The organism is Pseudomonas sp. Au-Pse12, from assembly GCF_021341665.1.
GTDB lineage: Bacteria > Pseudomonadota > Gammaproteobacteria > Pseudomonadales > Pseudomonadaceae > Aquipseudomonas.
Genome location: NZ_JAJTTH010000008.1, coordinates 223,869 through 237,786, shown reverse-complemented (window position 1 = coordinate 237,786; position 13,918 = coordinate 223,869). Strand labels below are relative to the sequence as shown.

Annotated in this window: 12 protein-coding genes; 5 read left to right on the top strand and 7 right to left on the bottom strand. The window is 61.2% G+C overall.

Annotated features, from left to right (window positions below; genetic code table 11):
- From LXM55_RS22840 to LXM55_RS22830, 3 genes are all read right to left on the bottom strand, one after another.
- Complete coding sequence (locus LXM55_RS22840; protein WP_007924751.1) at positions 1-618, bottom strand: FKBP-type peptidyl-prolyl cis-trans isomerase; 618 nt, start codon at positions 616-618, stop codon at positions 1-3.
- A gap of 127 nt (positions 619-745) precedes the next feature.
- Positions 746-1,051 carry a DUF6482 family protein gene (locus tag LXM55_RS22835; protein WP_233322441.1) on the bottom strand — a complete coding sequence of 102 codons (306 nt, stop codon included), beginning with the start codon at positions 1,049-1,051 and terminating at the stop codon, positions 746-748.
- Between the two features lie 133 nt (positions 1,052-1,184).
- Positions 1,185-1,673: a TIGR00645 family protein gene (locus LXM55_RS22830; RefSeq protein ID WP_015637095.1), complete on the bottom strand. Its 489-nt coding sequence runs from the start codon at positions 1,671-1,673 to the stop codon at positions 1,185-1,187.
- Between the two features lie 162 nt (positions 1,674-1,835).
- Here LXM55_RS22830 and LXM55_RS22825 point away from each other — a divergent pair, with 162 nt between their 5' ends.
- Positions 1,836-3,662, top strand: a complete 1,827-nt coding sequence (locus LXM55_RS22825) for a hypothetical protein (protein ID WP_233322440.1) — start codon at positions 1,836-1,838, stop codon at positions 3,660-3,662.
- A 3-nt stretch (positions 3,663-3,665) separates the two neighbouring features.
- On the opposite strand, the gene LXM55_RS22820 is transcribed toward LXM55_RS22825, so the two are convergent.
- On the bottom strand, positions 3,666-4,007 hold the full coding sequence (locus tag LXM55_RS22820) for a PA4575 family protein (RefSeq protein ID WP_233322439.1): 342 nt from the start codon (positions 4,005-4,007) through the stop codon (positions 3,666-3,668).
- A 213-nt stretch (positions 4,008-4,220) separates the two neighbouring features.
- Entirely contained in the window at positions 4,221-6,659 is a 2,439-nt protein-coding gene (locus tag LXM55_RS22815; RefSeq protein WP_233322438.1) for a Lon protease family protein, read from the bottom strand.
- A 276-nt stretch (positions 6,660-6,935) separates the two neighbouring features.
- On the opposite strand from LXM55_RS22815, the gene LXM55_RS22810 reads away from it, so the two are divergent.
- The 4 genes from LXM55_RS22810 (at position 6,936) to LXM55_RS22795 (ending at position 10,393) form a co-directional block, all read left to right on the top strand.
- A complete protein-coding gene (locus LXM55_RS22810; RefSeq protein WP_233322437.1) occupies positions 6,936-7,424 on the top strand; it encodes a DUF3015 domain-containing protein in 489 nt (162 codons plus the stop codon).
- A gap of 93 nt (positions 7,425-7,517) precedes the next feature.
- Positions 7,518-9,371, top strand: a complete 1,854-nt coding sequence (locus LXM55_RS22805; protein ID WP_233322436.1) for an Lnb N-terminal periplasmic domain-containing protein — start codon at positions 7,518-7,520, stop codon at positions 9,369-9,371.
- A gap of 99 nt (positions 9,372-9,470) precedes the next feature.
- The gene (locus LXM55_RS22800) at positions 9,471-9,827 is read left to right on the top strand and encodes a hypothetical protein (protein ID WP_233322435.1); all 357 of its coding nucleotides are present in this window, start codon (positions 9,471-9,473) and stop codon (positions 9,825-9,827) included.
- Positions 9,828-9,898: 71 nt separating this feature from the next.
- Positions 9,899-10,393 (top strand): GreA/GreB family elongation factor, encoded by a 495-nt coding sequence (locus LXM55_RS22795; protein WP_233322434.1) that lies wholly within the window; start codon positions 9,899-9,901, stop codon positions 10,391-10,393.
- Between the two features lie 6 nt (positions 10,394-10,399).
- Here the strand turns inward: LXM55_RS22795 and gdhA are convergent, their stop codons facing one another.
- Positions 10,400-11,737 (bottom strand): NADP-specific glutamate dehydrogenase, encoded by a 1,338-nt coding sequence (gene gdhA, locus LXM55_RS22790; RefSeq protein ID WP_233322433.1) that lies wholly within the window; start codon positions 11,735-11,737, stop codon positions 10,400-10,402.
- 278 nt (positions 11,738-12,015) lie between these two features.
- Positions 12,016-13,680, bottom strand: coding sequence for an energy-dependent translational throttle protein EttA (ettA, locus tag LXM55_RS22785; RefSeq protein ID WP_011063569.1), 1,665 nt, complete (start codon positions 13,678-13,680; stop codon positions 12,016-12,018).
- Between the last annotated feature and the right edge of the window lie 238 nt (positions 13,681-13,918).

Here is a 13,918-nt window from a genome sequence, read left to right as displayed (position 1 = left end):
TTACAGAACGTCCAGCAACTCGACGTCGAACACCAGGACGCTGTGCGGCGGGATGCTGCCCACGCCTTGTGCGCCATAAGCCAGTTCGCTCGGCACGTACAGGCGCCATTTGCTACCGGCGTTCATCAGTTGCAGTGCTTCGGTCCAACCGGCGATCACGCCACCTACCGGGAACTCGGCAGGTTGGCCACGCTCGTAGGAGCTGTCGAACACAGTGCCGTCGATCAGGGTGCCGTGGTAGTGAGTGCGCACGCTGTCTTCACGGGATGGCTTGGCACCCTCGCCCTGGGTCAGCACTTCAAATTGCAGACCGGAAGCCAGCGTGGTGATGCCTTCGCGCTTGGCGTTTTCCGCCAGGAATGCCAGGCCGGCACCTGCAGCCGCTTCGGCTTTGGCAGCCGCTTCAGCCTGCATGATTTCGCGGATGACTTTGAAGCTGGCGGACATTTCTTCCTGGCCAACGCGGCTTGGCTTGCCGGCGAAAGCGTCGGTCAGGCCAGCCAGGATCGCGTCCAGGCTCACGCCTGGTGGAGGATTGTCACGCAGTTGGTCGCCCAGCTGACGGCCAATACCGTAGCTGACGCGAGTTTCGTCGGTGGACAGATTTACTTCGGACATGACACTGCTCCGCTGTGCGGACGGCTCGGGAAAGGCCGTGCAAACACAGGGCCTTCCGGAGCGCCCGGAACCAAAAGGGCGAGCAGACTAGCACAGATGTTCCGCGATAATCAGCGCCGCCCCGGCACTACCAGGAGGAGTGCAGGCTGATCGGCACCTTCAGGCTTTCTTCAGCGCTGGCGGACAAACCGCACATCTCGTCATGCACCGAGGTGTGAATCAAATTGAACGGCAGCTTGGGAAAAGACTGCAAGACTTCCCGGGCATGCTCCACCGAGCGCAAGTGAAACATCTGCCCATGGGCATCGCTCAACGGATACGCCGCTCCGTGCATGCGCGCCTCAAGCAGGTAGATCCCGCCTTCCAGCGAAATCAGGTTCAACTCGTCGACCTTACCGGCAATGGCGTAGGCATTCATTTCCTGCAGGTTCATGAGTGCACCTCGTGCAATTGAAAGCATGACCTCTACAGGGATATGCCCCAGCCGGAAAAAGCACAAGCCACAAACGACGCCGCCCGTCCGTTTCGCAACGGGCGGGCGGCATGGAATGGGCTCACACGCTGGCTCAGTGCTTGGTCAGCTTGTCCAGGTAACCCATGGCAAACGCCGAGATCACGAAGGTCATGTGGATCACCACGTACCACAGCAGGTACTCGGTGGGAGTGTTCTTGGCATCCATGAACACCCGCAGCAGATGGATCGAGGAGATCGCAACAATGGACGCCGCGACTTTCATCTTCAACGACGAAGAGTCCATCTTGCCCAGCCAGCTGAGCTTCTCCTTGTCCTCATCGATGTCCAGTTGCGACACGAAGTTTTCGTAGCCGGAGATCATCACCATCACCAGCAGGCCACCCACCAGCGCCATGTCGATCAGCGACAACAGAACCAGGATCAGGTCGGACTCGGCCATGGAGAACACATTGGGAATGACGTGGAAGACTTCCTGGAAGAACTTCAATGCCAACGCCAACAAGCCCAGGGACAAACCGAAGTAAATCGGCGCCAGCAGCCAGCGTGAGGCATACATAGCATTTTCGATAAAACGTTCCATTGAATCTCGCACCCGGTGTAAAAACGGCGGCGAGTATATCAGCGCGCCAAAAGCCCATAAACCACAGACATTCCCCTGACTCACGGGTTTTTCCGGGCAGGTTTTCTGCTAGTGTCGAAGCCGTTGCCACCGCTCACCGACATTGGACAGGAAGACTGGAAAATGGATTTGCGATTGCCTTTGGCCTGCCTCGGCCTTGGTCTGACGCTGCTGATCTGCAGCGGCTGCTCGCCCAGCGAAGAAAAGAAACAGGCCAGCCTCGAAGAGAGAGCCGCACAGTTTGAAAAATCCCTGGACGCCATCCAGGACCCGAAACTCAGAGAGGCCATCGCCGACCTCGGCGGGTCGCTGCTGCTTCTGGAGCGGGCGCAGATCAAACTCGACAGCAAGCCGATCGAAACCGAATACGGCGACGACAACCTGGCCTTGCTCAAGCACTACCCCAGCACACAAGCCCTGGTGGACACCTACGTCAATGGCCTGTTCGTGGTGCGCAAACCCTCGAACTCCGACTACCTGACCGACCTGCAGCCGGTGTTCCCCTTCAGTTTCAACATGCCCGCGCAGTTCCCCTTTCCCCATGGCCTGGAGTGGCAGTCCGTCACCCTGAGCAACAAGAAAGTCATCGCTTTCCAACCAGAATGGTCGGAAACCGACCCAGGAATTCAACTCAGCCCTTCCAGCTCCAACCTGACCAACCCGGACGACCTGACCGTGAGCTACCCCTTTATCGAGGGCCTGGAAGTGGACAACAAGAATCAGCCACAACCGGTATCGCTGCAGGGCAAGCTGGAAGTGATTGCCCCCGGTCGCACACTGAATTTCGAACTGACTCGGGCTGACATCGGTAAACCGCGCCAGGACGGCAACATCACCCTGACCTTGCTGGCACTGGAGAAGAACGCTGCCGAAATCGAACTGAACAACAGCGCTACGCTGCCTGAAGCAGCCAACGACGCCTCCCTCAACCCCTTGCTGGCGCAGGCTCGCGACAGCAGCGGGCAAATTCTTTCCCGCTCCGGCTCAATCAACGAGAGCGCACAGCAGATTGCCTTTTATCGGCAGCAACTGGCCGAGATGCAACAACAGAAGAGCTGGAGCGACGCCTTCGAGAAGCAACTTGAGGATGAGCAGAACGCCTTCGACCAGGCGCACACCAAGCATTACGCCAAGGTGTATTTCAATGGCCAGATCGACAAGCTGGAGGTTGCCGTACTCGACTTTGCCCAGGCCAGCGTGACCCGCAAGGACCTCGACCTGCCGGTGCACCGCTTCGACCGGCAGACCACCGACAAGACCATCCAGCCGCTGCCGATGCCCGTGGTGGTCTATGACGACCAGGCCGCCAGCTACCTCAAGGGCGCGGAGCTTGATGAAGAGTCATTGAAAAAATCCGTGACCATCAGCCAGTCAGTGGAAGATGCCAGCGCGGCACGCATCGAATTCAGCCACCCAAGGACGTTCAATGACGAACTGCTGGGCTCGGAGTTCAATACCGGCGACACACCGCTGACCTTCTTTACCCAGAACGACAAGGGGCAACGCGGCGAACCCATTGAACTGCCGGACGAAGCCTTCGAAATCGATCCCATGCGCGGCGTCATCACCTACGACCTGAACCTATTTCCGGAAACCCCGGCCTATGCGGTCGGATCGATTCCGCTGTTTCTGGCCAGCATCGAGAAAAAGACCATCAGCGCCCAACAGCTGCCCAAAGGCCTGGAGCTCAAGGGCAATGCCTTGATCGTCGACCAGAAACTCTTTCCCTCAGACGCCTGGCGCTTCTACGCCAAGGACGACAGCGGTCAGTACCTGAAAGAGATTCTCGCCGTCAGCCATGGCAGCGCGAACAACGGCCCTGCGCTGTTCGATGTGCATTACTTCTACGGCCAACCCAGCCAACTGGAAAGCTACCAGCGCAGCGAACTCAACCCCGTCGAATATGGCTTCGAGGTCAAACTCGAAAAGGCCGAACCGACACAGCCTTAGGCTTCACTGTTCGGGGCGGAACTGGAAATCGCCAGCATTGCGCCCCCGCTCACCGTTGATCTGCCGCAACTGGGCCTGTAAATGCAGGCACCAGATCTGCGGATCGTCAGCCAGCTGGTAGCCGTGGGTGGTCAGGCTTTCAACAATCGAATCGAGGATCGACTCCGCCACCACCGGGCCGCAAAACGGACCTTGGGACTTGATCGCTGAAGGTTGTTCGCCGGCCATTCCGGCGGCGAAGAGAAGGGTCCACATACCGTTGTCCCCCGACAAAGGGCGGACAATGCATTCGATACGGGTGACCAGGCCAAGGCATTGGCGAGTGAGGCAAAGGTTGCGCGACATGGCGGCGACCCTCGGTAGAACTACTATTCAGCCTTCAACAGAAGACTGTTTCGATCCAGCGACGACTGTCGTTCTCCTTGCCCTGAGAATAGAAGAAAAGCCTGATAAACAAAGTTGCCCCATCCAACAGGCGCCGAATGGTCTATTTTGAAAAATTGGCGCCAGCGCTCTGGCGTCGATGGCGAGGGACAACGCCCTCGCCATCGCGAGGCATCACGCCGGCTTGGTGTCGGCCAGTGCTTCCTGGGCCATCTCCTTCTCCGCTTCTTTCAGGTCCTCTTCGCTGATCATCTCGGCAATCACCCGCAGCCGCTCCACCACTCGCGCATTGACGCTGCCCTCGGGGAACTGCCCTTCGGCATCCGGTTCACCGGCCGGCTCACCCACCAGCAGGCTCAGGGCCTCATCGGCCTGACGCACGGCATAGACATGGAACTGCCCGGCGCGTACTGCCTGCAAGACCCTCTCGTCGAGCATCAGAGTGGCGACGTTGGCCTGGGGAATGATTGCCCCCTGCTCCCCGGTCAGGCCACGGGCTTCACACAGACGGAAGAAGCCTTCGATCTTCTCGTTGACCCCACCGACAGCCTGCACTTCGCCGAACTGGTTGATCGAACCGGTAATGGCAAAACACTGCTTGAGCGGAGTCTTCGACAGCGCCGAAATCAGCGTGCAGGCCTCGCCCAGCGAAGCGCTGTCACCGTCCACATAGCCGTAGGACTGTTCCAGAGCGATGCTCGCGGAAATCGCCAGGGGGAATTCCTGGGCATAACGGCTGCCCAGGTACCCGGTAAGGATCATCACCCCCTTGGAGTGGATCGGCTGACCGAGATTGACCTCTCGCTCAATGTCGACAATGCCGCTGCCACCGGGATAGACCGTGGCCGAAATTCGCGCAGGCACGCCAAAGGCCGAGTCGCCTACCTCCAGTACCGTCAGGCCGTTGCACTTGCCCACGGCGGCACCGTCGGTGTCGATGAGGATGATGCCGGCCAGCATGTCGTCGAGAATCCGCGCCGAAACCCGCCCGGTGCGCGTGGCCTTGGCCTTGAGTGCACGTTCGATGTGGCCGGCGTCGGTCATTTCATCCGAGGCCAGGTGGCGGATAAAGTCGGCTTCGCTGACCAGTTGGAACAGGTCGCCAATCCGCGCCGACAAACGCCCCTGGTGCTCTGCCAGCCGCGCGCTGTAGGTGGCCAGCCGCGCCACCGCATCGGCGGTCAACGGCGCCATGCCTTCTTCCGAAGTACGGGTTTTCAGCAACTGGGCGAACTGCTCCAGGCTTTCGTCCACCATCGGAATGTCTTCGTCGAAGTCCACCAGTACCCGGAACATCTCTTGGAAGTCCGGATCCAGGTCCTGCAGCGTGTAATACAGCTGGCGGGCACCGATGATGACCACCTTGACCTGCAGCGGGATCATCTGCGGCGTCAGGGTGACCGTGGCCAGGCGGCCCATCTCGCCCAGCGGCGACTCCATCTTCAGCTTGCGCGATTGCAGGGCGCGCTTGAGGGCATCCCAGACAAAGGGTTCGCTGAGCATCTTCTCGGCTTCCAGGATCAGGAAGCCGCCGTTGGCCCGGTGCAAGGCTCCGGGGCGCAATTGCCGGTAAGTGGTGTAGAGCGCGCCCTGGTCAGTGCTGTACTCGATGCGCCCGAACAGGTTGTCGTAGGTCGGGTGCGGCTCGAACACCACCGGAGCACCGCCGCTGGCCGGGTGACCGACCACCAGGCTCGGGCAGTACTGCTCTTCCAGCAGCTTGCGCGCCACCGCGTCGGTCTTGCTGTCGTCCACCAGTTGCTCGACCACGGTCTTCAGCAAATAGACCTGCATGGCCTGCAGATAACCGCAGACTGCGGCATTTTCCGCGTATTTTTCGGACAGCGGCGCGAGCAAGGGTTGCAGGGCCAGGGTGATGGTTTCTTCATTGAGCTGGCGCAACTGGTTGCTCGACTCACGCTTCCATTGCGGCAGGCTCGCCAGTTCTTCGTTGAGGCGTTCTTCCAGGGCAGAGATGTCCTCGTGGAAACGCTCGCGATCAGCCTCGGGCAGCTGGGCGAACTCGGCTTCGTCCAGGGCCTTGCCTTCGAACATCGGGGTGAAGGCGATATTGCTGCTGTCGCGGTACAGCGCCACGTCCTTTTCCAGGGCCAGGCGCTCGATCACGTCCAGGGCACGGTCGTAACGCTGGTTGAAGGCGCGGTCGATGGCGCTCTTCTTCTGCTGGTAGGAAGGGTGTTCGAAGACCGCCGGAAAGGTTGCCAGCAGGTTGTCGATCAAGCCGTTGATGTCGCTGATGAAGCTGCCCGCGGCACCGGCCGGCAGCTCCAGCGCCCGGGGTTCCCGGGGCTCGTCGAAGTTGTTCACATAGACCCAGTCCGACGGGGTCTGCAGGCGTTTGCCTTCGGCCTTCAGGTAGCGTTTGACGAAGGAGAAGCGACCAGTGCCCGGCTCGCCCATGACAAATACGTTGTAACCGGGGCGCGGCATGGCCACGCCGAACTGCAAGGCTTCGACCGCACGCTCCTGGCCAAGCACACCGCGGAAGGGCTCCAGATCATTGGTGGTGGAGAAGCTGAACTGTTCAGCAGAGAAAGGGCGGGTCAGCGCTTCAGGCGCAAGACGCAGGCTGGCAGCAACAGGATCAGGCATCGGGCTTCCTTACATCAGGCGGGGCAGATGGCGGCATTCTGGCGCCGGGTATGCCCGGCTGGCAAGGCGCGGCTCAGGGGAAAGCATAGACAAGCCGCAGGCCAGGGCCCGGGCCAAGTAAAACCGGCTGTTGCAGGCATTGTTTTGTAAAAAATTACGGAACCCAAGGAACCTGCCTAAACTCCAAACTGCGCGGCTGGATAGATAACCGGCCCACTGGCGCCCCCAAGGGCCAGTCTCCCTGTCCATTGGTATGCACACAAAGAGAACAACGCTATGAAACGGATTCTTCTCGGTACTCTTTTCACCGCCGTATCCCTCAACGCCATGGCCCAGGCGCCAGGCGGCCCGGACTGCGGCTGGGGCAACATGCTGTTCGAAGGGCAGCGCGGCACTCCGGCGCACTTCCTCGCCTCCACCACCAACGGCACCTCCGGTAACGCCACGTTCGGCATGACCTCCGGTACCAACGGCTGCTCGACCAATTCCGCGCTGACCTACGGCGGCAAGTCCTGGTTCGCCATGAACGGGATGATGAACGAGCTCTCCGAAGACATGGCCAAGGGTCAAGGCGAAGCCCTGACTACCTACGCCGTGGTACTCGGTGTGGCCCCAGAAGATCGCGCGCACTTTGCCGCGGTCACCCACGAACACTTCCAGCAGATTTTCAGCAAGGCTGACGTGACCGCCGAAGACGTGCACACCAATACCCTGGCCGTGCTGAAGAACGACGCTCGCCTGGCCAAATACGCAACCCCCGCTTAAGCTCGACCCCGCCCGCTCCTCGTGAGGAGCGGGTTTTGTTTTCCGGACCTTGCCCACCTTGGGCCTTTGTATTTCCGACTTAAGTTGCCCACCATGCTCAAACGCCTTGCCTACCTGGCGCTCTGTGTCTGCGCCCCGCTGTATGCCGCGCCCCAGATCGACCCTCAACGTTTGCAGCAACTGGCCAACGACCCCTTCTGGATTTCCATCGGTCATTACGAGACCGCCAAGCTCGGTGGCTGGCGCAGTTACGTCAGCGACCCGAAGTTCTTCCTGGCGGCGGACGGCGCCCATCACCCCGATGCCGAGCTGGCCGCGACCCTGAAAGCCCTCTACGCCCCGGCCGGCGCGGGTGACCGGCATGCCCAGTGCGTCTACCCGTCCCGCACCCGCTGGCTCAAGGCACAACTGGGCCTGAACGATTTGCCGCGGGTGGACTGCGCCGAATTCACCCAGTGGTTCAAGGATGTATCCCCCCACAGCACGGTGATGATCTTCCCCGCCGCCTACCTGAACAGCCCGTCGTCGATGTTCGGCCACACCCTGCTGCGCATCGACCAGGCCGACGTGCAAAGCAACCACACCGCCCTGCTCAGCTACGCGATCAACTTCGGCGCCTACATCGAAGGCTCGGACAACAGCATCCTCTATGCCTGGAAGGGCCTGATGGGGGGCTACCCCGGGCTGTTCGCCCTGGTGCCCTACCAGGAGAAGCTCTCGGAATACCGCAGCCTGGAAAACCGCGACCTGTGGGAGTACCGCCTGAACCTGACCCAGGTTGAAACCGAACGCATGGTGGAACACGTCTGGGAACTCAAGCAGATCAAGTTCGACTACTTTTTCTTCGATGAAAACTGCTCCTACCGCTTGCTGGAGCTGCTGCAAGTGGCCCGCCCCGGCCTGCGCCTGACCGAGCAATTCCCGCTGACGGCGATTCCCACCGACACGGTCAAGGCGGTCAAGGATGCCGGACTGGTGGAGCGGATCGACTATCGCCCGTCCCGGGAGCGGGAGCTGCTCAATCGTGCCCAGCCCCTGGACCCGGAAGAACAGCAATGGGTACTCAAGGTCAGCGCCGACCAGAAGCAACTGCAGGCCCCGGCGTTCAAGGCCCTGCCACGGGATCGCCAGGCGCTGATCGTGGACGCCGCCTACCGCCTTGAACGCTACCGGGCCAACGGCCAGGAGCGAGATCCGGAGCGCTCGCAACGCAGCTTCGAACTGCTGCGGGCGATCAACCAGAACCCGGCGCCCGAGCTGCAGATCCAGCAGCCCGGCCTGCCGGAGGACGGCCACCAGTCGCGTACCTGGCAACTGGGGGTCGGCACCCGGGATGACAAGGCCTTCGCCGAATACGGCCTGCGCATGGCCTACCACGACCTGAACGACAACGCCGAAGGTTTCCCCCTGGGGGCGCAGATCGAGATCCTGCAGATGAAGCTGCGCCAGTACGAAGGCAATCACTGGCAGTTGCAACAGCTGGACCTGGCCACCATCCGCTCCCTGACCCCGCGCAACGAGCTGCTGCACCCCTGGTCCTGGCAGGTCACCGGCGGCCTCGAACGGGTGCCGGGCAAGCACGACGATGAAACCCTGGTCAGCCACGTCAACGGCGGGGCCGGTGGCACCTGGCAGCTGGGCGAGGACACCCTGGGCTTTGTCCTGGGTACGGTGCGCGTCGAGCACAACGCCGACTTTGCCGGTTTCATCGCTCCGGCTGCGGGCTTCAACTCCGGGCTGCTGTGGAAAAATCCGCTGGGCAACTTCAGTGTCGAAGCCAAGGGCGACTACTTCACCAATGGCGAAGTGCGCCGCAGCCTGAGCCTCAACCAGCAGTGGGAACTGTCGCGCAACCTGGGCCTGCGGCTGAGCGCGCAACGGGAGTTCAGCCAACTGGCGACCCCGGTCAACGAGGTCATGCTCGAACTCAAGTGGTATCACTATTAACGGCAGCTGTGAGGGTCAAGCTGCTAGCGACAAGGTTTTCACGCGTCACCGACAATCGCCCTTCTAGACTTCACGCATGTGAAGTCTGGGAGTTCCTCGATGTGGCGTTACGCTTGGGCATTGCTGGCGCTGGCCCTGATCGGTGGTTGTGAGTCGAACCACGAGTATTTGCTCAAGCAAGGCTATCCGCCGGCCTTTGCCGACGGCTTCGATGCCGGTTGTGTCAGTGGACGCCAGGCGGCGGGGTCCATGAGCGGGGAGTTTCGCAAGGACGTGCCGCGCTACCTCAAGGACCCGCAATACGCCGAGGGCTGGGACGACGGTTTCCGCCAATGCCGGGCGATGCTGGAAAATCAGGAGCGCAACGACTATCGAGAACAGCATTGGGACGAGCGGGAACGGGCCTGGCGACAGGAAAAGGACCGTGACGCCGCCCGGGCCTATCGCTCGCCGTAAGTCGTTTTCAGGCAACCGCCCGGCTGAAAAGCCTGCAACCATGGTCCACCCCTCCATTCAAGGAGAACATCATGAGCCGCGCTTTCGTCAACGAAGATCAGGCCGCCGCCCAGGCCGAGCAACCGGTGGAGCGCCAGATCAGCGCCCAGCCCAACTACGTCACGCCCCAGGGCTTTGCCGAATTGCAGGCCAAAGTCGCCCTGCTGCACAGCCAGCACACCGAGCAAAATGATCGGGGGGATGCCGCCGACAAGCAGCGTGTGGCCGAACTTGAGCGTGACCTGCGTTATTTCACCCAGCGCCTGCACAGCGCCCAGGTGGTAACGGCAGCCACTTCAACCGACAAGGTTCAGATCGGCAGCCGGGTGACTTTCGCCGATGAACAGGATCGCCAGCACAGCGTGCAATTGGTCGGGGAGGATCAAGCGGATGCGGCCAGGGGCCTGATCAACTGGGCCTCACCCCTGGGTCGTGCCCTGCTGGGGGCACAACCGGGGGATGAAGTTCTGTGGCAACGACCAGCGGGTAATCAGTTGATCGAAATCATCCGCATCGAGCCGGCCTGAGTCGGCTCAGACCACGCCCTGGGCGAGCATGGCGTCGGCCACCTTGACGAAACCGGCAATGTTCGCGCCCTTCACGTAGTTGATCCGGCCGTTCTCTTCACCGTAGTGCACACAGGCGTGGTGAATCGACTGCATGATGTTGTGCAGCTTGCTGTCCACTTCACCCGCGGTCCACAGCAGGCGCATGGCGTTCTGCGACATCTCCAGCCCGCTCACCGCCACGCCACCCGCGTTGGAGGCCTTGCCCGGGGCGAAGAGAATGCCCGCGTCGATAAAGATATCCACAGCCTCCAGAGTGGTCGGCATGTTGGCGCCTTCGGCGACACAGGTGCAGCCGTTGCGCAGCAGGGTATGAGCAGCCTCGGCGTCCAGTTCGTTCTGCGTCGCGCAGGGCAGCGCGATGTCACACGGCAGGTCCCACGGGGTCTTGCCAGCGCGGAACTCCAGGCCGAAGCGTGCCGCCAGCTCGCTGATCCGGCCACGCTGCACGTTCTTCAGTTCCAGCACCGCCAGCCACTGTTCTTCGCTCAAGCCAGACTCGCAGTACAGGGTGCCTTCGGAGTCGGACAGGGAAATCACCTTGCCCCCCAGGTCCATGACCTTGCGGGCTGCGTACTGGGCCACGTTGCCGGAACCGGAGATTGCCACGCGCTTGCCTTCGACCCGATCGCCACGGCGCTTGAGCATTTCCTCGGCGAAGTACACGCAGCCAAAACCGGTGGCTTCAGGGCGGATCAGGCTGCCGCCGTAGCTGATGCCCTTGCCGGTCAGCACGGAAGTGAACTGGTTGCTCAGGCGTTTGTACTGGCCAAAGAGGAAACCGATTTCCCGGGCACCCACGCCGATGTCCCCGGCCGGGACGTCAACATCCGCACCGATATGCCGGTACAACTCGCTCATGAATGCCTGGCAGAAGCGCATCACCTCGGCATCGCTCTTGCCCTTGGGGTTGAAATCCGAGCCCCCCTTGCCGCCACCCATCGGCAGGGACGTCAGGGAGTTCTTGAAGGTCTGCTCGAAAGCGAGAAACTTCAGCACGCCCATGTTGACCGACGGATGGAAGCGCAAACCGCCCTTGTACGGACCGATGGCGCTGTTCATCTGGATGCGGAAGCCGCGGTTGACGCGGACCTTGCCCTGATCGTCAACCCAGGAAACGCGGAACACCACCGTGCGCTCCGGCTCGCAGATTCGCTCGAGAATGCCGGAGCTCAGGTAGTGCGGATTGGCTTCGAGAAACGGCCAGAGGCTGCGCAGTACTTCTTCCACCGCCTGATGGAACTCAGGCTGGTCCGGGTCGCGCTTTTTCAGGCGGGCGAGGAAATCTTCGACGGATTCGATCATGGGAAGTCTCGGCAAATTTATTGTCGTTAAGGGGAGATTTGCCCGGGACTTTATCAATTCAATCCGCACCGTGACAGCGCAAAATGTCGCAGATCTGAATTTAAATGGTGCAATAAATATAAATGACGACGATTTCCAGGGGTTTTGTGCACTGGTTTAGTGGCAGAAATTGCCGAGGTTGCACGTTTTTGGGGAGCCGTGGAAAACCCGTCGCCGGCTAGCCAGCGAACAAAAAAAACGGAGCCCGAAGGCTCCGTTTCTTTCAAGCTGCGACCCGATCAGGCCAGCTTCTTGTGCCGCACACGGTGCGGTTGCGCTGCGGCTTCGCCCAGGCGCTTCTTGCGATCGGCTTCGTACTCGGTGTAGTTGCCTTCGAAGAACACGGCTTGGGAGTCGTCTTCGTACGCCAGGATGTGAGTGGCCACCCGGTCCAGGAACCACCGATCGTGGGAGATCACAATGGCAGCGCCAGGGAAGTCCAGCAGGGCTTCTTCCAGGGAGCGCAGTGTTTCAACGTCGAGGTCGTTGGACGGTTCGTCGAGCAGCAGGACGTTGCCGCCCTCTTTCAGGGTCAGCGCCAGGTGCAGACGGCCGCGCTCACCACCGGACAGGTCCTTGACGAACTTCTGCTGGTCGCCGCCCTTGAAGTTGAAGCGACCGACGTAGGTACGCGACGGGATCTCATAGTTGCCGATGCGGATCTGGTCGGAACCGTCGGAGATCTGCTGGAACACGGTCTTGCTGCCGTCCAGGTCCTCGCGGCTCTGGTCGACACAGGCCAACTGCACGGTTTCACCGATCTCGATGCTGCCCGAATCCGGGGTTTCCTTGCCCATGAGCATGCGGAACAGGGTCGACTTACCGGCACCGTTACCACCGATCACGCCAACGATGGCGCCTTTGGGCATGCTGAACGACAGGTTGTCGATCAGTACGCGATCGCCATAGCCCTTGGTGACGTTCTTGAACTCGATGACCTTGTCACCCAGGCGCGGACCGGCCGGAATGTAGATCTCGTTGGTTTCGCTGCGCTTCTGGAATTCCTGGGACTGCATTTCCTCGAAGCGTTGCAGACGAGCCTTGGATTTCGACTGGCGAGCCTTGGCGCCCTTGCGCACCCACTCCAGCTCTTCCTTCATGGCCTTTTCATGGGCCGACTGCTGCTTGGATTCCTGGGCCAGACGATCGGACTTGGCTTCCAGCCAACCCGAGTAGTTGCCCTCGTAAGGAATACCGGCGCCGCGGTCGAGCTCGAGAATCCAGCCGGCAACGTTGTCGAGGAAGTAACGGTCGTGCGTGATCGCGACCACGGTGCCCGGGAAATCGTGCAGGAAGTGCTCCAGCCAGGCCACCGAGTCGGCATCCAGGTGGTTGGTCGGTTCGTCGAGCAGCAGCATGTCGGGGGCCGACAGCAGCAGGCGGCACAGGGCCACACGACGCTTCTCACCACCGGACAGGTGCTCGACCTTGGCGTCCCAGGCCGGCAGGCGCAGGGCGTCGGCGGCGACTTCCAACTGACGCTCCAGGTTATGGCCGTCGCTGGCTTGCAGGATGGCTTCAAGCTTGGCCTGCTCGGCGGCCAGCTTGTCGAAGTCGGCATCCGGCTCGGCGTAGGCGGCGTAGACCTCGTCCAGGCGCGCCTGGGCGTCCTTGATCACGCTGACCGCTTCCTCGACCACTTCACGCACGGTCTTGGCCGGGTCCAGCTGTGGTTCCTGAGGCAGGTAGCCGATGTTCAGGTCCGGCATCGGACGGGCTTCGCCCTCGAACTCGGTGTCGACGCCAGCCATGATCTTCAGCAGCGTGGACTTACCCGAGCCGTTGAGGCCCAGCACGCCGATCTTGGCGCCAGGGAAAAAGGACAGGGAGATGTTTTTCAGGATTTCCCGCTTCGGCGGAACAACTTTGCCCAGCCGATGCATGGTGAAGACGTATTGAGCCATGGTGAACCTAGCGTCAGTGACGGATGAATAGAACGGGCCGGGCCCGGGCCAGGCCATGCGCTGCGCCGGCATTGACCATGGTCAATACCGACGGGCGGAAAAAGCCTGATTGTCTGGAGCTGGAACGCTCCCGCGTAACCGGCAAAACTACCTCAATGCACGATCCAGGTCCAGCCAGGCGGGACTGGCACTTTGCCACAACTCAAGGCATGCTAGCCGCCCTTCGGGCGTCCGGCTT